The following is a 17,576-nucleotide window of genomic DNA, read 5'->3' as shown; positions in this document are numbered from 1 at the left end:
AAAAACGCCGAGGCCGCCTTCAAGATCTCGTTCGCCCGCCGCAGCTCACGATTCTCCCGCTCCAACCCCGCAATCCTCTGCGCGTCACTGGTCGTGGTCCCTGGACGTTTTCCGCCATCGACCTCGGCTTGGCGGATCCAGGTCCGCAACGCCTCCCGATGCACCCCCAGCTGGTCGGCCACACGGGCGATCGTGCCGGTCTTCTCACCGGTCTGCTCACGCAGTTCAAAGACCATCCGCACCGCGCGTTCACGCAGCTCAGCGGAGTACTTCCTCGGGGGTGCCATAACCCCTCACCCTTCCAGGTATCAGGGCCTCCGCCCAACCCGGGGCGCTCCACTCCCACCTGGCGGCGGTGTCGCACAGGCGTGTAGTCCCATAGCCGGGGCCGCCTGTGGTGACCACGACGAAGTAGGAGCCATCGGGGGAGAAATCCATGTCCCGCATGTAGGTGGGATAGTCCGGATGGCATTCACCTGAGTAGTCGTCGGTGGCCCAACTCGACAGTGTCGGGGCGGGGGCCAGATCGATCATAGCGATCTACGGCCGTGACTCACCGTTGACCTTGGTGAAGGTGCCGTTGATCAGTAGATTGGTGTGCGCTTGATCGACGGCCATGTTCCGCACATTGAACTGCGCCGCTTGGGCTCGCTTCTCTGACGCGATGATGTTGAAAGCCGGGTCTACCGCCCCGGTATTGGGGTTCAAGCGCGCGAGATTGGACCGGCGCTCGTTCGTGACGGTGTCGGTGATCGTTCCGAACTCACCGCTGGCATAGAGGAAGCCTCCGCGCGAGACGAGAGAGGTGATGACACCAAAGTCGATGGTCGACCGGTTGAATCTGGTGTCGGCTGCTCCAGTGGACACGTTAAGCCGTGCGAGCCTCTTGGCGGTCGTTCTGTTGATGGTCTCGAATCTTCCGCCGATGAAGACGGTGTTGTCCGGCCCCGGTGCGACGGCGTAGATGATGGGGGCAGTCTCGGGCTTGAAAACGATCTGGGGTTTGAAGTTCTCTTCGATCAGGCCTGTGGTCTTGTCGTAGGCGAATAGATGGTTCTGCTCGATTACCGGCGATCCTGTCACAGCGTTCTGGATTACTAAAGTCGCCTCCGACGATGACCTTGTTGCCGACGACGGCAACTCCTCGCACCGTTCCATCGAGGACGTGCGGAGTGTTGTCCACAGGATTTTCGCTGACGACGCGGCTGTGCTGAATGTCTGCCCTCGCGGCCGGGGCGGCGCCGATTCCCTGTGCGAACAATGCTAACGCCGTGAATGCGGTAGCAGCAACCTTCCCCTTTAGTGATGACATCGGTATACTTCCTCGGAGCACCGTTCAGGGGCGCTTGAACATAACGGGTCATCGAACCTAAGCGGGGATGGCTCGGTCACGGCTGGCGCGGGTAATTGAACAGCGTGATGGGAGTCGCGAATTCGGTTAGCCTGGCCAGTTCTGGCAGCGGCCCGTAATGCGCTCCAATCCTGGTCAGCCAAGACCTCACGTTCAGGCTGGAGTACTCAGGCGCACTGAGCGAAACGATGGCTGATGTTCATTCAACAAAAGCCCCCCGCATACAGATGCCAGCCTACGAATCATTGCGAGGTTCGGGTAGGATCCACTGCGCACCGTACCTGTCATTCTGTTTGTAGATTATTTGTGGTTTCGCCGGCGCTGGCCATACCTGTATCAGGTAGTCCTCGACCGGATCATCCACCGCAGAATCAATCGCGGTGTCCCTGCCTCGAGCGTGGACTCGTGCGCGGTAGTGGCCCGGGCCAGCAGGCGTGAGAACCGGAAACGGCGGTGCCCAATCCATCATTGCGGCAACCTCCATTTCACCTTCGGTGGCTTCGAGTGTGACTTCTACAGCCTCGTCCCACTCGTCCACGCTCACGGGCGGTGCCCGGTGGTGGATTTCGACGACCAGCCGCACATACCCCGAGAAGATACCGGTTTTGACTGCCGCAAAACCCGGCGCGACCGCGATCAGTCGGTTGGTGAAGTCCGGAATATTGGGGCGCTCCTCCAGTTCGGCGAGGAAGAACAGGTGATGGTCCACCCTCAGGTTGCGCTGTGCCCTATCCGTGTATGAAGCCATATTGAGCGCAGTTCCACCATTGGAATTTTGGTCCCCATTGATCATGCACGCACTAGTGCCATTAGGATCCGGGGGATTGCTGGAGTTCCAGAATGGCCACGTCGCACCGGGCTGTGCGCAGACTGGGGCGTCGAACGACCGCATAGTCCACGGGTGGGTCGGCGCAGCAGAAGTCTCGGTAACGGTAAGCGGCCTGCGGCGAAGCGGCGTGACCACTCCAGCTCATCGGCAGGGAGGGCTGGTGCCCAAACGCGCGGGCAGGGTCGCGGGCTGCCTGGACGACATGATCATCAGCCTGTACGCGCACGGCATGAGCGTGCGCGACATCCTGCACCACCTCAAACAGGTGTATGGCACCGACCTGTCGCACGAGCCGCCAGAACTCATTCATGGCATGTGAGCTGGGCTTCTGTTTGCGCCACAGCACCAATGGTGGCTTGACTCCATAGGGGCATCAGTCCCGGTTCAGAAGGCGGGCAGGTGTCCGCTCGGTGATCTGTTCGATGTCGGTCTCCCGGATGCCGCGTACCCGCATCAGCGGTTTTACGCGTCGAAGGATGTGCTCGTATCCTTCCCCTCCGTACGGTTTGAGCTGGGTCTTGCGACACACGTCCTCGGAGATGGCCACCTGACTGCCGTAGCCTCGGTCGACGAGCTCACGGATGTAGTGGACGCGGTGCCCGTCATTGGGGAGGTCGACATCTGGGTTCTGCGGGTAGTAGCTCGTTTCGCTTCCGAACAGATCGAACTCGAGGACGCATCCGGTGTCGGCCACGGCGAGCATGGCGTCGAGGTCGAACAGCGTCCGATCGATGTGGCTCATCACCACCCGCTCGATGTCGCCGCCCGCGGCGGCGACCGTGCCCAGATGTTGCAGCGGGGCCTCGGGCGATCGTCCCGGATGTATCAACAATGCCGCACCGGTGAGGCGTTGAGCCCGGGCGGCGGCCCGGAGCACTTTCTCCTCGTCGGGATGGGTCGGCGAGGACATGCCGATCTCGCCGATGATGCCCGCCCGAACCGTGGTCCCGCCGACATCGACACCATCGACGAGATCGGCAACGATGCCGTTGGTGATGTCTTCCTCGGTGTCATGGTGAACAGAACCGGGGTGGAACGGCTGGGTGTAGTAACCGCATCCCATGATGATGTTGACGCGGGATCGCCGCGCGATTCGCAGGAGGGTCTCCGGGCTGCGGCCCAGGCCGCGCGGGGTGGCGTCGACGATGGATCCGCCACCGGCCCGGTGGTAGTCCTCGAGCGCGTCCGCGACAGCCTCCACATCGTCGAGGACCATGTCTTCGGCATTGTCGCGGTCGACTCGGCTCCGGTAGTAGTTCGCCAGGCCGATCGGGTGCCCCTGTCGGTGTTCTGGACGGAGGTAACCCCGCAGATCGCAGAACAGGTGTTCGTGCGGCTGGGTGTGGCCGAGCCGGGTGGTGTCGATGCTGCCGAGGACGGTAGTGACAGGCATGTGTGCTGGTGTACCCCTCGTGTTCGGATGTTCGGCTCGTTGACCGCTACGGTCTGGCTGCCTGAGGGTAGTGAGCCGGCTCGGGTGGGCGCCGGGTGACCCACTGGGTCTGCTGCTCGTAGAGGTGGCCGGTAGCCAGGACGGACAGGTCCTGGCGGAGTGGGCCGATCAGCTGGATCCCCGCTGGTAGGCCGCGGTCGTCGAAGCCCGCCGGCAGCGCGAGCACGGGGCAGCCCGTGAGCGACCACGGAGCCACGGTCTCCATCCAGCGGTGGTAGGTGTCCATGGTTCGTCCCCCGACCTCCCGGGGCCAGTGCTGCGCGGCGTCGAAGGGGAACACCTGCGTTGCCGGCGCGGCGACGAAATCGTGGCGTTCGAACAGCTGCGCCACTGCCTGGTACCAGCGGGTGCGGACCTCGGCGGCCCGACTGATCTCGCGAGCGCTCAACCTCAGGCCGTTCTCGATCTCCCACAGGGCTTCCGGCTTGAGTTGTGCACGGGTCTTCGGGTCGTCGTACAGTTCGGCGAAGTCGACCGAATGCCACCATCTCCACACGAGGAAGGCGTCCCAGAGTTCGTCGAAGTCGAAGTCCGGGACGACGTGTTCCACGGTGGCTCCGAGATCTTCGAACGCCCGGAGTGAGGATTCGCACAGCTCAAGGAGACCTCCCTCGAACGCGAGGTGCCCGCCCAGGTCGCCCATCCACGCCAACCGTGTGCCTGTCAGGTCATCTGCCGGTTCGGACCACCGGTCCGACCGGCCGCCCCCGCACCCGAGTGGCAGGGTTCGCCATCACCTCGTCGAAGAGGCGCGCGGCATCGGTGACGGTGCGGCCCATCGGTCCTATGGTGGACAACTGGGCGACGTAGCCTGGCTTCGGAATGCGGCCGAGGCTCGGGCGGAACCCGACGGTGTTGGTGAAGGCCGCGGGGTTTCTCAGCGATCCCATGTAATCGCTGCCGTCAGCGACCGGCACCATACGGGCTGCCAGGGCGGCAGCGGCGCCTCCGCTGCTGCCGCCGGCAGTTCGTGTGGTGTCATACGGATTGACAGTGGTGCCCCAGACCGGGTTGTAGGTCTGCGAACCGAGACCCAGCTCGGGTGTGTTGGTTTTGCCGATGATCGTCGCTCCGGCATTCCTCAGACGCCGTACGAACGCGTCGTCTATGCGCCCGATCCGTTCCCGGTGGATCGGAGAGCCTGCGGTGAAGGGGATCCCCGCGACCTCGGTGAGGTCCTTGACCGCGTGGGGGAATCCGTGCATCCACGACCGCCGGCGCCCCGCGCCCAGTTCCCGGTCACGCTCGTCCGCCTGGCGCAACAGGTCCTCACGAGGTTGCACGGCGACGAGGGCGTTGATCGTCGGGTTGACGGCCTCGATGTGATCGAGGTGCGCCGTCATGACCTCACGGCACGAGACGTGGCGCTGCGCGATCCCCTCACTGAGTTCCGAGGCTTCCAAGCACACGATGTCCTGCATGAGATCAGGGCCGCTCGCTCGCCAGGTCGGTCTTGTTGGTCTCTTTGACGATCACGACGGCGAGAACAGTGAGCGCGAGCATCGCGGACATGAAGAGGGAAAGGTACAGGGTGTGCGGCGGGCCGCCGGCCGCTTCCAGCAGGGCACCACCGATCATCGGGCCGAACCCACCCGCGATGGAGGCGACCTGGTATCCGATCGATGCGCCGGTGTAGCGGGTGCGTGGACCGAACAGTTCTGCCATGAAGGCCCCCATCGGGCCGTACATCATGGCGTGGACTCCCATCGAGATCGCGAAGCCCAGGATCAGCAGTCCCGAGGACTGAGCATTGACCATGGTGAAGAGCAGGAATGAGTTGGCCGCGAGGAGTAGGGCGCCCGCCAGGTACACCGGTCGCCGGCCGATGCGGTCCGAGAGGGCGGCGAAGAGCGGCAGGCAGACCATCGAGGCGAGGGACCCGACCATCAGGCCATGCAGGGTGACCGACTTGTCGTATCCGATGTCGACGCTGTACGAAACGATGAAGTGGATCAGGATCGAGTTCGCGAAGAAGGGACCGAAACCGATCAGGGAGGCGAGGACGACCTGTCGCGGGTTTCGCCGCAGGAGGCCGACGAGCGGCAGCTTCGGTTCGGCGGCCCCCGGCTTCGCGGCCGCCGCGGCCTGAGCCCGTTGGAATACGGGGCTTTCCTCGACACCGAGTCGCATCCAGAGGCCCAGTCCGATCATGACGACAGTGACCAGGAACGGAACACGCCAACCCCACGACAGGAACTGTTCTTCGGGAAGCGCAGCGAAAAGCGAGAACACGAGGGTCGACAGCAGCAGGCCGGAAGGAGTACCCATCTGCGCGACGCTGCTCCACAGCCCGCGCCGGTTCTTTTTGGCGTGTTCGAGTGTCATCAGGACCGCTCCGCCCCACTCGCCGCCGACCGCCACACCCTGGACGAGCCGCAGGAGGACCAGCAGGATGGGCGCCCAGATGCCGATCTGCTCGTAGGTGGGAAGGGCGCCGATGAGTACGGTCGCGAAGCCCATCATGAGGATACTGGTGACCAGCATCTTCTTCCGGCCGAGCCGATCCCCGAAATGCCCGAAGACTATGCCACCGAGCGGTCGGGCGAGATATCCGACAGCCATGGTGCCGAACGAAGCGATCGTGCCCGCCGCCGGATCCAGGTCGGTGAAGAACAGCCGGTTGAAGACCAGTGCTGCGGCCGTTCCGTACAGCATGAAGTCGTACCACTCGACAACAGACCCGATGTAGCTCGATATCAGCACGCGTCGCGCGCCGCCGGCCGGTCTCTGGTCGCTCACGCCAGGAGTGGGTGAGCTGGCAACTTCTGACATCAGGGGGACACTCACTCTCTTTGAGACTGCACGCCGGGATCGAACCCCGCACGCACCGCAATCGTGTGGTTGGTTGCGGAGCAGCCCAGCCGAGCGCTGGTAGCGCCCGGGAACTGCTCGCCCCGGGCAGCGACGATGCGGGCGATCCGCGCCCCGATCGGCCGGTCGTCCTCCGGGGGGAGACCTGACGTCGTTCCTGTGGACTACAGGAACCGCCTCAGCAGTCGGGTCGTCGCTGGCCCGGTGTTCCGTGGGTCACATCGGGATCCTCCGAATGTACACAGAACAAGAGCACTTGTACAGAGGTCAATGCAGTCGGGTTGACGTCGGGTTCCGCGGTCGCACTACGAGTTGGCCTGGACTGTCAGCCCGTCTCCCCGAGGTGGAGTAGCCCTCCGGGAAGTTCCCCGCCGCCGCCGGCGCGACCCGAACGCCGCACCTGCCCCGCAGAGAGGAAACGCCCGACCAGCAGGCCAGTTCTGCTGGTCGGGCACCGCGGGCACACTCCCGCCGCACGGCGGACGATCGGGTCAGGTGGACTGCTTCAGCTCACTCCAGATCGCGGCCGCGACGCGCGACTCTCTGTCCATGGCGGCCTCGACCGCATCGGGCACGGGGCGAAGCAGGCTCAGCATTAAGCCGTTCGCGCCGGGGCTGCTCCATCTCCGTGCACGTTCGACCGCCTCGTCGACCAGGTCACCGGGTTCGTGCACGTCGTCGAGAAGTCCAAGTGCGAGTGCGCGGGAGGCATCCGTACGAGGCGACTCCAGCAGCAATCGGTTCGCCTGCGCGGGTCCGACCAATCGCGGGAGAAGCAGACTCGAGGCATTGGAGATGGGGAGCCCCAACATGTTCTCGGGGAAGTAGAACTCGGCCGTCGGCGCGCCCACGCGCGCATCGAAGCACAGTGTGAACTCGGCCGCTCCGCCCACAGCGATACCGTTGATCGCCGCGATCGTCGGGACCTTCGTGGCCAGGATCGCGCGCGTCATGTCGTTGAAATCGTCGAGCGAGTCCTGGAAGCTCCCTTCGAATCCTTCCGACAGGTCTTTACCTGCGGAGAAGGCACGTCCCGCGCCCGTGACGACGATCCCCTTCGCCCGCGTCCCGTCCCCGTACGCGCGCACCGCTGAGGTGAGGGCGAGGCGCATGCCACGGGTGAGGGCGTTGAGCTTGGTCGGACGATCGATACGGATGACCGCGACGTCGTCGCGTTCGATGACAACGATGCGATCGTCAGTCGCTGTCGGCGAGGTCGCGTTCACGATGTCACCCTGCGGCCGGCCGTCCGTTTCGCCTCCACCAGCGCGTCGAAACCGTGGTCACCGTCGTCGGGGAACCGACGACGAAGCTCGTGCTTGGCCACCCGCTCGGACGGCGTCATGGGAAAACTGTCCACGAACTGCACGTACCGGGGGACCTTGAACCTCGCCAGGCGTTCCCGGGCGAACTCGAGGATCTGCACCGGCGTCGGCGCCGATCCGGGCCGAGGCTGGACGAACACCTTCACTTCCTCACCGAACAGTTCGTCACTCACACCGACGACGGCACAGGACTGCACATCGGGATGCTCGACGACCACTGCCTCCACCTCGGCACACGACACGTTCTCGCCCCCGCGCCGCACCATGTCCTTGAGGCGCCCAGTGAGATAGAACCAGCCGTCGTCGTCGCGATGCCCAAGATCGCCGGTATGAAACCAGCCGTCCCGGAACACCTCGGCCGTGAGATCCGGCTGATTCCAGTAGCCGGTCATGGAGGGCGGTCCGGAGACGACGATCTCGCCGGTCGTCCCGTGGGGCACGTACTCACCGTCCCGGTCCACGATCCGGACGTCCTTTCGCCCCAGTGGCTTACCGACGGTGCCGGTTCCCGTGCGGTCCGCCGCGCCGAGGGGAACGCCGAGATCACCACCGGTCTCGGTGAGCCCGTACACCTCGCGCCACGGTGCCCCCCACCGACTTTCGAAGGCATGGTGCATGTTCGGGAGAATCCCGGAACACAGCACGACGCGCATGTCGTTCGCGAGGTCGAGCTCGGAAGGAGGCTGCTTGAACAGGAGCATCGGCATGGTGCCGAGCAGGTAGACCACCGAGGCGCGGGCCTCGCGGGCGGATGCCCAGAACCCGGACGCCGAGAACCGGGGCAGGACAACGAGCGGCGTACCCGCCATAAGGCACATGACCACGTTCCACTGGGGATCCATGTAGGAGAACGGTTGTGCCGTGATGACGACATCGGAGCTCGAAAGCTCCGCGAGCTCCCGCATCTGATCCGCAGCCCGAAGCCAGTAGTCGTGGGTCAGCATGCAGGCCTTCGGGAATCCGGTCGATCCCGAGGTGTACTGCAGGTTGGCGAGTGCCCCCGGCTCGACGTCCCCTTGGGCACCGTCACCCTGCCCGGACAGCTCCGCGGCGAGCGCGTCGAGCTCTCCGACCGTTCGAATCGCTGGAACCGTCGAACAGCGCTGAGCCACCTCGGCGACCAGTTCGACCAGCACGTCATCGGTCACGACCAAGGAGGCACCAGAGTCGTGCAACACGAATTCGAGGTCGGCCGACCGGTACTGCTTGTTGATCGGCACGACGACCGCGCCGGCACGGATCGCCGACAACCAGATGGCCGGCCAGGCGATGCCGTTGGGCAGCATGATCGCGATGCGATCACCGGGATCGATCCCCATCCCCTGGAACACCTGCGCAAGGCGTGCGGTGTGCTGATCGAGTTCCGAGAAGCTGATCGTCTCACCCTCGAACCGCAAGGCATCGGCAGGACCGTATGCCGCTGCCGCCCAGGTGATCAGCTCGCCCACGCTGCGCCATTCGCCCACCGACGACCGTGTTTGTTCGTCAGACATGACAGTATTGTACAGCGAACAATAGCTTTGCCCAAGGGGCAAGGGGGCTTCCGGCCTGCCTGCCCAAGGATCCGCGGTTACGCGGGCACCGTCGCGAGCGGCGGGTGGACCGCTCGGCAACGGATTCGAATGGGGCGCACTGAGACGCACCATCTCCGACCGTCTCATCGACACCGACGAGGAGTCCACGCCGCGGCCAGCCGGTCAACGCTTCGGAACGGAAGCCCGAAGTCCGGAGATCAACACCGTCAGCGCCGCATCGAACGCGCCTGCCATGGGTTGCTGTCGTCCGGAGTCCCAACGGGTCAGGAATGCGGCGTTCCGCATCCGAGGCATCGCGGAAGTCAAGGCGGGGAACGTGTTCGGGTCCAACTGGTCGAGATCTTCCTCGAACTCGTCTTTCCAGCCACGATCGGCATTCTCGGGTTCCCGTGACAGTTCCACCGTGAGCCAGCCGAGGACGAAACCGACGAACGCGTTGTACGCATCGACGAGACTTTCGTCCTCGAAACCCGCATCCAACAGGACGGACAGAATGCGTTCCACGATCGGCATGGCGCCGGTAGTGGTGACGAGGTGCGTACCGGCAACCATTGCGATGTTCGGATGCTGGTGCATCGCGTCACGCCACTGCCGCGCAACGACCTCCAGCCACTCGTCCCATGTGTGCTTTCGCGGGTCGGGCAAAGTGATCTCGTCGAAGAGGCGAGAAGCGACCGCGCCCACCAAGTTGGTCCTCGACCCGACGTGCCAGTGGACAGCGTTCGGATAGACCCCGAGTTCGCGGGCGATGGCGCGAATCGTCAGAGCATCGAGTCCGGCTTCATCGACGATCTTCAAGGCGGTGTCGAGCACCGCCTTTCTCGTCAGGGGAAGGCGAGCCTTTGCGTCCGGCTTCGCCGCCTTGGTCATGATGCTCCTTGCTCTGCGGTACACGTGCCCGACCCGGAACGAGCGGATTTCGACGCACAGTACTTGGGTGCGCACCCGACTGAGCGGAGACAACAACGCCGACCCGAGTCCGAACGCTACGGGCGACGAGGGTGCCCCGGGCGGTCGTTGGCCAGTGTACATCGCTACGATGTCCCCTGTACATTACGCCTGACCTTCTACAGCGGCCAGCGCTCCGCTGCGGCGGTTAGGCCTCACGTTCCTGGGCGCCCCCCTTGGTGACTGTCGGCCCGAACTGCCGAACTTGCGGGATCGTGGTGACCATGTGCGCCAGCACGCGGTCGCTGAGGCAGACGTGCCGGTGGGTGACATCACCGGGGAAACGCACGAAGTCGCCGGCGGACAGATCCACCGGTTCGTTCAGCGGCCCCGTGCGCAGCCTGCCGCTGACGACATAGAGGTGGTGCAGGGCACCGAGCGTGTGCGGCTCGATAACGTCGGCCTCTTCGCCCCGCTCAAGGCGCAGCAGCAAGGTGCGCACGTAGCCCGATCCGTAGGTCTCGTCGAGGATCCGCTCCGACCACTGTCCGGCATCCGCCCAGTCCGCATCGTCGCGGCGCTGGACGTAGACCGGCGTGCCCCACTCGGTCAGCAGACGCCGAGCCGGGACGTCCAGCGCGGCACCGAGCAGCGAGAGGGTTTCGACCGTCGGGTTGCCGGCTCCCTGCTCGATCTTCGACAGCGTCTGTTTGGACAAGCCCGAACGGCGCGCGAGTTCACCGAGGGACATGGCGCGCTCCTGCCGGTACCGGCGGAGGTTCCGCGCGACCAGCTCGTTCTCACCGGGGCGGCCGTCACTTTTAATGTACATACCGTCAATATTGACGAACACTGAGCGGTTTTGCATCATTGTCTCTTAGAAGTGCCAGAACGGTTACTGAAGTTGACGCTCCCGTCCTCGAAGCAGAGGTGATCCACCATGACCACGTCCGCCGCCGAAGCTCTCCGCGACGGCGTTCTCCGTGACGACCGGGCGGCTGTCGACAAGGCCATCAGTCTGCTGGTGGCTTTCGGTGACCAGGCGAGCACCGGTATCGGGGTGAGTGAGCTCGCGCGGCGGGCGCAGCTGAGCAAGTCGACCGCGCACCGCGTGCTCGGCATGCTCGAACGCAACGGGGTGGTCGAGCGTGCCGGCACCGGCTACCGGCTGGGCGCCCGTCTCCACGAGCTCGGTCAGGCGGTGTACCCGCGGCGCCACGAGGCGCTCCGGGATCGACTCCTGCCGCACCTGACGGACTTGTACGAGCTCACCAGGCAGACGGTCCACCTGGCCATGCTGCACGGCCCGGACGTGGTGTTCCCGGCGAAGTTGTACGGCCACCACTCGGTGCTCGCTCCGTCGCGGATCGGCGGGCGCCTGCCGGCGCATTGCACCGGGGTGGGCAAGGTGCTGCTCGCCTACGACGCGGAAGCCGCCGCGCAGGCGGTGGCCGTTCCGCTCCGGCAGTTGACCGGCAGCACGATCACCACCTCCGACGACCTGCTCGCGGAGCTGGCCCGGATCCGCGAGGTCGGAGTCTCCTTCGACCACGGGGAGAGCTGGTCGGGGCTGAGCTGTGTCGCCGCGCCCGTCTTCGGGCCGGGCAGGCGCGTGGTGGCCGCCCTGTCCGTCGCCGGCCAGACCGGTCGGATCGACCTCGACCGCGCGAACGTGGAAGTGCGGCGCGTCAGCGCGGCGGCCTCGCAGGTGCTGGCGAAGGCCGCTGCCTGAGTCACGTGCCCGGCACCCGGTCGAGGTCCATGTCGACCGCCGTGACCCACGCGGGCTCGGCCACGAGGAGGCTGAGCTCCGCGCCCGGGAGGTCGACGTCCACCACGTACCGGAACCCGGCGGACTCGGCGGCCGCCAGCGTGGCGAGATCGTCGACCGGGACGGCGAAGACGACGCGCCGGCAGTGAGGCTCCTGCTCGAACACGCCCCGGCTCGCCTGACCCAGAACCCTGGTGACCTCGTCGGCGGGCAATGGTTCGGTCAGTCGCACCTCCACGTCGTGGCTGTTCACCGGGTAGGCGTCGCGCAGGCGCCCGGTCGCGCAGCGTGCCAGGGCCACAGGCTCGGAGGGCATCTCAGGTCTCCTGAAAGGGCTCGTCGACGAACGTCAGAGGTGGTCGCCGCCCGCGGCACGGGCGAAACCGCGGACCCCGATTCCGCCGTCCACCCGGATGGCCTCCCCGGTGATAGGACCGCTCTGCTCACGGGAAGCGAGCATCACGTACGGGGCGGTGAAATCGCGCGGGTCGGTACTGGAGTCGTACAGCGGGATCGGCGGCGGGGCCGCGTCGGCCGGCTTCTTGGCGAACGAGTCGGCCAGCGAACGGTCTTTCATGGACAGTGCCTCCGGGCCGCGAAGGTCGGTGTTCATGCCGCCACAGGCCACGCCGTTCACCCGGACCTTCGGCGCGAGCTCGTAGGCCAGCTCCCGCATCAGACCGAGGCACGCGTGTTTGCTGGCGGTGTACACGGGACCACCGCCGTTGACGTAGAAGGAGGCGTTGGACAGGGTCATCACGATGCTGCCGCGCGTCTTGACCAGCTCCCGCCACGCCGCCTCCGCGGCGAGGAAGTAGCCCTTGAGGTTGATGGAGAACAGCTCGTCATAGGTCGCTTCCAGCTCCTCGGCACTCAGCCGGGTCAGCTGGCGCTGGTAGTCCCAGATACCGGCGTTGGCGACCAGCGTGTCCAGCTTGCCGAACCGCTCGACGGTCTCGGCGACCGCCTGGTGCAGTTGCTCCGAGCTGCGCACGTCGGCCTCGACGGCATGCATCCGCGACGGGGCCGGGGAGGATTTCACCACCTCGGTGAGCCGGGTGAGGTCGCGCCCGAGGACGGTGACCGAGGCGCCTTCGGTGACGAACCGTTCGGCGACGGCGCGGCCGATCCCGGATCCTCCGCCGGTGACGAGTGCGCTGTAGCCGTCCAGCCAGCCGGTCATGCCCGCTCCCTCAGAAAGTCGGTGACGAGACGTTCGAACTCGTGCCGCCGCTCGAGCTGGACCCAGTGACCGCAGTTGCCGAACACGTGCAGCTGGACGTCCCGGATCTGCTTGAGCATGATCTGCGCGCCCTCGAAGGTGATCGTGCGGTCGTCGCGTCCCCACAGCAGCAGCGTCGGCGCCTTGATCTTGTGCAGGTCCCGCCACAACGGGTCCATGCCGTGCCGCTTGGCAAAAGCGGCGTTGTAGCGGTGGTAGAACTCGATGTGGCTCTCGTCCAGCGAGTTCTCGTAGCGTGCCTTGACGACGTCGGCACCGAACTGCTTGTGGTCGAACACCATCGTGCGGATGAAGTTCGCCATCTTCTTCTCGGTCGGCCCGCCACCGTTGTAATAACGGAACATCTCCTTCTGTCCCTCGGTCGGTGTCGGACCGAACGGCAGCCATCCGCCGCCGGGCGCCATGAGCACCAGGCCGGTGACCCGCTCGGGCCTGGCCTGCGCCATCGCGATCGCCGCGGCACCGCCGAGGCTGTTGCCGAGCAAGTGGAACCGCTCGATACCGAGGGCGTCGAGGGTTTGGAAGAGGGCGTCGACGGTGATCTCGGTGATGGAGCGGGCGTCGAGGTCCGCTTCGGTGGGCCGGTAGCTCCCGCCGAACCCGGGCTGGTCGGGCATCACGACGCGGAACCGCTGCGCGAGCGCGGGCAGGTTCTGGTGGTAGTTGCTCACGCCGGACGCGCCGGGGCCGCCGCCGTGGAGCATCACCAGGACCGGGCCTTCACCGGCCTCGGCGACGGCGATCTCCCCGAGCGAGGTCGTCACCTGGTGGTGTTTCAGTGAAACGTCGGTCACTTTCACAGCCCCTGTCAGAAGAAGGTGGAGATGTTCTTGGCCAGCAGGATGTTCTGGTCGAGCAGGATCTTTCGGCGCGCGACGAGGAACCGGTCCTCGTGCCGGCGAAGGACATCCGTGCGGCGCCCGGCGAAGACGTTCTCCTCGCGCTCCAGCCGGTTGCGGTAGACCAGAAACGACGACCGCACGAGCAGGTCGTCCTCGGCGAAGTCCGGATGTTCGGCGGGGTCGACATGGTGGGCAACCACGTTCGCCACCAGATGGCGCGTGCGCGACGGAGGATCCTCCGCCCAGGCCATGCCCGAGTCGAACCGCCGGATCCGCCACGCCAGGCTCTCCTTGGTCTCGTCGTAGAACGCGGCCTCCCCCCGGGCGGCCACCGACAGGGCCTGCTGGCGGCGCAACCGGTTGGTCCGGGTCGGCATCCAGTAATCCAGATCGTCGGCGAGCAGATCCAGCCAGTCGGTGAACCGGCCGTCGTCGAGCAGCTCGGCCTCCTCGTAGTAGAGCTGCTCGACCTCGAAGTGCAGGTCGCGACTGGCGCGTCGGCCCGCCTTCGCCGTTGTGTCGGTGGTGATGCTCACGGTGTCCTTCCCTCTCACCCGCGCAGCAGTTCGCGAAGGTCGGTCGCCGGGTCGGCGAGGCGCTCCGCGTCGACGGTGATGCGGCGGTCGATCATTCGGCGCGCGGCGCGCACCGCCGTGGAGTCGTTGACGGCGACCGCCGCGACCACGTGGCCGTCGGCGAGCCCGAACGTGGAGAACGCCGCTTCGCCCATATGTCCACGAAGGACGGTCCGGGCCGCGCGATCCATCTCCCCCACCGCCTCAACGTGCAGTCCGTGCCGGTCGGTCCAGAACCACGGGGCGCGCTCGCCTGGGGCATCGTGGCCGAGAATGGTCGCCGCGGCTCGCCGCCCATCGTCTTGTGCCGCTTCCCAGTGCCCCGCACGGGACACACCGCGGACTCTTGCCGGATCGCCGACGGCGAGGACAGCCGGATTCGACGTCACCTGCCGTGTATCGACGACGATCCCGCGGTCGACCTCCAGCCCGGCGGCCTCGGCGAGCGAAGTCTCCGGCGTCATGCCGACGCCCAGCACCACCACGTCGACCACCCGCGAGCCGCCGTCGGCGAACCGGGCCTCGACACCGTCGACGCGGTCCACGAACGACCGGACACCCTGCTCCAGAACGGTCACGCCCCGGCGCACGTGAACGCCATGCAGCCAGTCCGCGATCTCCGCCCCCAGCACAGCCGCCAGCGGCGGTGACACCGGGTCGGCCAACAGCACTTCGCACCCCAGTCCGAGAGCGGTAGAGGCGACCTCGGCGCCGATCAGGCCCGCGCCGACGACGAGGACCCGCGCCCCGGGCACCAGCTCCGCCCGCAGCCGGGCGGCGTCGTCGGCGACACGGACAACGTGCACGCGCGGTCCGTCGGCTCCCGGGAGCGGCGGTCGCGCGGCCCGTCCACCCGTCGCCAGGACGACCCGGTCGGCGGGCAGGCCCGTGCCGTCCGACAGCTCGACCGCGCCCGCGTCCGGACGCAGCAGCGCGACCGATGTGCGCGGGATCAGCCGGATCGACTGGTCGTCGTACCACTGCTCAGGCTGCAGCGCGATCGCCTTGATGTCCTTGTCCCCCTTGAGGAACTCCTTCGACAACGGCGGCCGGTCGTGGGGGAATTCGCCCGAGTCAACGAGCGTGACCTCACCGTCGAAGCCGCCGGCCCGCAACGCCGACGCCGTGCTCATCCCGGCGATGCCGCCACCGGCGATCACCACCCGGCCGGCCATCAGGGAGCCTCGTTCGGGAACAGGTAGACCTCGCCGCCCCGGACCTCGACGCGATGCGGGCAGGCGTTGCGCGTGGCGGGCAGCCCGTCCACCTCACCGTTCTTGAGGCAGAACTTGCTGGAGTGCAACGGGCACTCGACGAAACCGCCTTCGACCCAGCCGTCGGCGAGCGAGGCCTCCTCGTGCGTGCACGTGTCGTCCAGGGCCCAGACACTGCCGTCGTCGTCGCGCAGCAACGCGATGTCGTCCGCGGTTCCGGTGACGGACTTGTCGATGGCGATGCCTTCGCCCGCGGGGATGTCGTCCAGGGCGGCGACCCGGATGCCGTCACTCATGAGGTCTCTCCTGTTCATGCCAGGCCGGGGTGTTCATCAGCTCACGCCACCGGCCATAGAAGGAGCGGCCGGCGGCGTCGCTGTAGAGCTCGCTCGTCCGACCGGGGTGGCGGCCGTCCTCGCGCTCGGAGCCCAGGCCCATCTGGTAGTTGAGCGGGACGCTGTTGGTGACGAAGCCGTGCGAGACCGCCTGGACCTCGCTCCAGTTCTCGCCGTCGTCCTGCTCGAAGATCCCGCTCGGGCCGAACGTGCGGAGGTTGTAGAGCCGTTGCGCCTCGCGGACCTCGTCGGGCATCGATTTGTCGACAATGGCCCAGGACCAGACCTCCATGCGGTCCGGTCCCTTCGGATGCCACACCCGGATCGAGCCGTTGACCGGCAGGTAGGAGAAGTTCGGAAAGACCGTGGCATGCCCGTTGGTGAGCGGCCCGTCCACCCGCGCGTCGCCGAGCCGCTCGCGCAGCGCGTCGTAGTCGGTCCACTGGTGCACCGTCTTCGCGTCGAACCGGTTGCGCGGGTGCACCGGGAACCCGGCGCCGTGCCCGTTCGGGTCGACGTACTGACGGCCCTGCCGGTGCACGATCTCTTCCTTGGGCTTCTTGCCCGCCGGCGACAGCAGCATGAGCGCCGACGCGTGGCTCATGTTGACGTGGTACCAATCGGTGGCGAACTGCTCCGCGGCGAGCTTCCAGTTGCCTTCCAGCACCCACTTGTGCACGCCACCGACGACCACGGTGCCTTCCGGATCGTGGTCGAGCATCGCGTCCATATACCACACCATGTCGCCCAGGTACGCCCGCAGCGGCTGCGGGTCCGGATTCCAGGTGCCGAAGATCAACCCGTGGTAGGTCTCCAGGTGCGGTACCTCGACCAGGCCCCAGTCCGCCGTCTGGAACGAGTCCGGGTAGCCGTCCTTGTTGGGCACGCTGATGAGCTTGCCCTCAAGGTCGTAGGCCCAGCCGTGGTAGGTGCAGGTGAAGTTGCGGGTGGCCCCGGAGTCGGCTCGGCACACCCGGGCCCCGCGATGACGGCACGAGTTGAGGTACGCGCGGATCCGGCGGTTACGGTCCAGCGTGACGATGACCGGGTCTTCGCCCATGTAGGTGGTGAAGAAGTCACCGGGCTTGTGGAACTGGTCGGTATGCGCGAGGAACAGCCAGCTGGGTGCGAACACCCGGCGTAGCTCCTGCCGGTAGAGCCGAAGGTCGGTGAAGATGGCGCGGTCGAGCAGACCACTCTCGACATCGACCAGCCCCGCGACATCGACGTTCGCGGTCAGCTCCGCAGGGCGTCGCAGGGCACCACGCGGTGTCGCGGCCGGGGATCCGGCTCCGGCGCCGGGTTCGATGGTGGACGTCATGCGTTCATGAAATGCCGGGTCACGACGGGGTTCCAGCCGTTGTTCCGCACAACGGCACACGGGCTGGGGTTCGCCACCGGTAC

The 17,576-nt window shown here is 66.3% G+C and carries 19 protein-coding genes and 1 pseudogene; 2 read left to right on the top strand and 18 right to left on the bottom strand.

Going from position 1 to position 17,576, the window contains the following annotated elements:
• The 3 genes from ABD340_RS10760 to ABD340_RS10750 form a co-directional block, all read right to left on the bottom strand.
• Window positions 1-236: transposase (locus ABD340_RS10760; protein ID WP_425547330.1), on the bottom strand; the 236-nt coding region annotated here is incomplete at its 3' end.
• Window positions 237-540: 304 nt separating this feature from the next.
• Window positions 541-1,083, bottom strand: a complete 543-nt coding sequence (locus tag ABD340_RS10755) for a delta-60 repeat domain-containing protein (RefSeq protein WP_344588584.1) — start codon at window positions 1,081-1,083, stop codon at window positions 541-543.
• A 503-nt stretch (window positions 1,084-1,586) separates the two neighbouring features.
• Window positions 1,587-2,144 (bottom strand): hypothetical protein, encoded by a 558-nt coding sequence (locus tag ABD340_RS10750; RefSeq protein WP_344588583.1) that lies wholly within the window; start codon window positions 2,142-2,144, stop codon window positions 1,587-1,589.
• Here ABD340_RS10750 and ABD340_RS10745 point away from each other — a divergent pair.
• Window positions 2,143-2,472, top strand: a pseudogene (locus tag ABD340_RS10745) (transposase); the annotation flags it as partial. The gene ABD340_RS10750 and the pseudogene ABD340_RS10745 overlap by 2 nt on opposite strands.
• 81 nt (window positions 2,473-2,553) lie before the next feature.
• Here the strand turns inward: ABD340_RS10745 and ABD340_RS10740 are convergent.
• The 8 genes from ABD340_RS10740 to ABD340_RS10705 form a co-directional block, all read right to left on the bottom strand.
• Window positions 2,554-3,573 carry a phosphotriesterase family protein gene (locus ABD340_RS10740; protein ID WP_344588582.1) on the bottom strand — a complete coding sequence of 340 codons (1,020 nt, stop codon included), beginning with the start codon at window positions 3,571-3,573 and terminating at the stop codon, window positions 2,554-2,556.
• Window positions 3,574-3,619: 46 nt separating this feature from the next.
• Window positions 3,620-4,276 carry an amidase family protein gene (locus ABD340_RS10735; RefSeq protein ID WP_344588580.1) on the bottom strand — a complete coding sequence of 219 codons (657 nt, stop codon included), beginning with the start codon at window positions 4,274-4,276 and terminating at the stop codon, window positions 3,620-3,622.
• Window positions 4,277-4,301: 25 nt separating this feature from the next.
• Window positions 4,302-5,054, bottom strand: coding sequence for an amidase family protein (locus ABD340_RS10730; protein WP_344588579.1), 753 nt, complete (start codon window positions 5,052-5,054; stop codon window positions 4,302-4,304).
• A gap of 4 nt (window positions 5,055-5,058) precedes the next feature.
• Complete coding sequence (locus ABD340_RS10725) at window positions 5,059-6,372, bottom strand: MFS transporter (RefSeq protein WP_344588578.1); 1,314 nt, start codon at window positions 6,370-6,372, stop codon at window positions 5,059-5,061.
• Between the two features lie 563 nt (window positions 6,373-6,935).
• Complete coding sequence (locus ABD340_RS10720) at window positions 6,936-7,670, bottom strand: enoyl-CoA hydratase/isomerase family protein (protein ID WP_344588577.1); 735 nt, start codon at window positions 7,668-7,670, stop codon at window positions 6,936-6,938.
• Window positions 7,667-9,262 (bottom strand): class I adenylate-forming enzyme family protein, encoded by a 1,596-nt coding sequence (locus ABD340_RS10715; RefSeq protein ID WP_344588576.1) that lies wholly within the window; start codon window positions 9,260-9,262, stop codon window positions 7,667-7,669. Before ABD340_RS10715 ends, ABD340_RS10720 begins: the two co-directional genes overlap by 4 nt.
• Before the next feature lie 204 nt (window positions 9,263-9,466).
• A complete protein-coding gene (locus ABD340_RS10710) occupies window positions 9,467-10,174 on the bottom strand; it encodes a TetR/AcrR family transcriptional regulator (RefSeq protein WP_344588575.1) in 708 nt (235 codons plus the stop codon).
• A 226-nt stretch (window positions 10,175-10,400) separates the two neighbouring features.
• Window positions 10,401-11,063, bottom strand: coding sequence for a helix-turn-helix domain-containing protein (locus ABD340_RS10705; protein WP_344588574.1), 663 nt, complete (start codon window positions 11,061-11,063; stop codon window positions 10,401-10,403).
• Between the two features lie 69 nt (window positions 11,064-11,132).
• On the opposite strand from ABD340_RS10705, the gene ABD340_RS10700 reads away from it, so the two are divergent.
• Window positions 11,133-11,924, top strand: coding sequence for an IclR family transcriptional regulator (locus tag ABD340_RS10700; RefSeq protein ID WP_344588571.1), 792 nt, complete (start codon window positions 11,133-11,135; stop codon window positions 11,922-11,924).
• A 1-nt stretch (window position 11,925) separates the two neighbouring features.
• Here the strand turns inward: ABD340_RS10700 and ABD340_RS10695 are convergent, their stop codons facing one another.
• From ABD340_RS10695 to ABD340_RS10665, 7 genes are read right to left on the bottom strand one after another with little or no spacing between them, the layout of a single operon-like run.
• A complete protein-coding gene (locus ABD340_RS10695) occupies window positions 11,926-12,279 on the bottom strand; it encodes a hypothetical protein (protein ID WP_344588570.1) in 354 nt (117 codons plus the stop codon).
• A gap of 33 nt (window positions 12,280-12,312) precedes the next feature.
• Entirely contained in the window at window positions 12,313-13,146 is an 834-nt protein-coding gene (hcaB, locus tag ABD340_RS10690) for a 3-(cis-5,6-dihydroxycyclohexa-1,3-dien-1-yl)propanoate dehydrogenase (RefSeq protein WP_344588569.1), read from the bottom strand.
• Window positions 13,143-14,000, bottom strand: a complete 858-nt coding sequence (locus ABD340_RS10685; RefSeq protein WP_344588568.1) for an alpha/beta fold hydrolase — start codon at window positions 13,998-14,000, stop codon at window positions 13,143-13,145. Before ABD340_RS10685 ends, hcaB begins: the two co-directional genes overlap by 4 nt.
• Window positions 14,001-14,014: 14 nt before the next feature.
• Window positions 14,015-14,584 carry a 3-phenylpropionate/cinnamic acid dioxygenase subunit beta gene (locus ABD340_RS10680; RefSeq protein WP_344588566.1) on the bottom strand — a complete coding sequence of 190 codons (570 nt, stop codon included), beginning with the start codon at window positions 14,582-14,584 and terminating at the stop codon, window positions 14,015-14,017.
• A gap of 14 nt (window positions 14,585-14,598) precedes the next feature.
• Window positions 14,599-15,798: an NAD(P)/FAD-dependent oxidoreductase gene (locus ABD340_RS10675; protein ID WP_344588565.1), complete on the bottom strand. Its 1,200-nt coding sequence runs from the start codon at window positions 15,796-15,798 to the stop codon at window positions 14,599-14,601.
• Complete coding sequence (locus tag ABD340_RS10670; RefSeq protein ID WP_344588563.1) at window positions 15,798-16,133, bottom strand: non-heme iron oxygenase ferredoxin subunit; 336 nt, start codon at window positions 16,131-16,133, stop codon at window positions 15,798-15,800. Before ABD340_RS10670 ends, ABD340_RS10675 begins: the two co-directional genes overlap by 1 nt.
• The gene (locus ABD340_RS10665; protein ID WP_344588562.1) at window positions 16,126-17,493 is read right to left on the bottom strand and encodes an aromatic ring-hydroxylating dioxygenase subunit alpha; all 1,368 of its coding nucleotides are present in this window, start codon (window positions 17,491-17,493) and stop codon (window positions 16,126-16,128) included. Before ABD340_RS10665 ends, ABD340_RS10670 begins: the two co-directional genes overlap by 8 nt.
• Window positions 17,494-17,576: the final 83 nt, after the last annotated feature.

Source organism: Actinomadura vinacea, assembly GCF_039532545.1.
GTDB classification, from domain to species: domain Bacteria; phylum Actinomycetota; class Actinomycetes; order Streptosporangiales; family Streptosporangiaceae; genus Spirillospora; species Spirillospora vinacea.
Note: the sequence above shows the minus strand (reverse complement) of the source record. Positions and strands in the feature narration are given on the sequence as shown.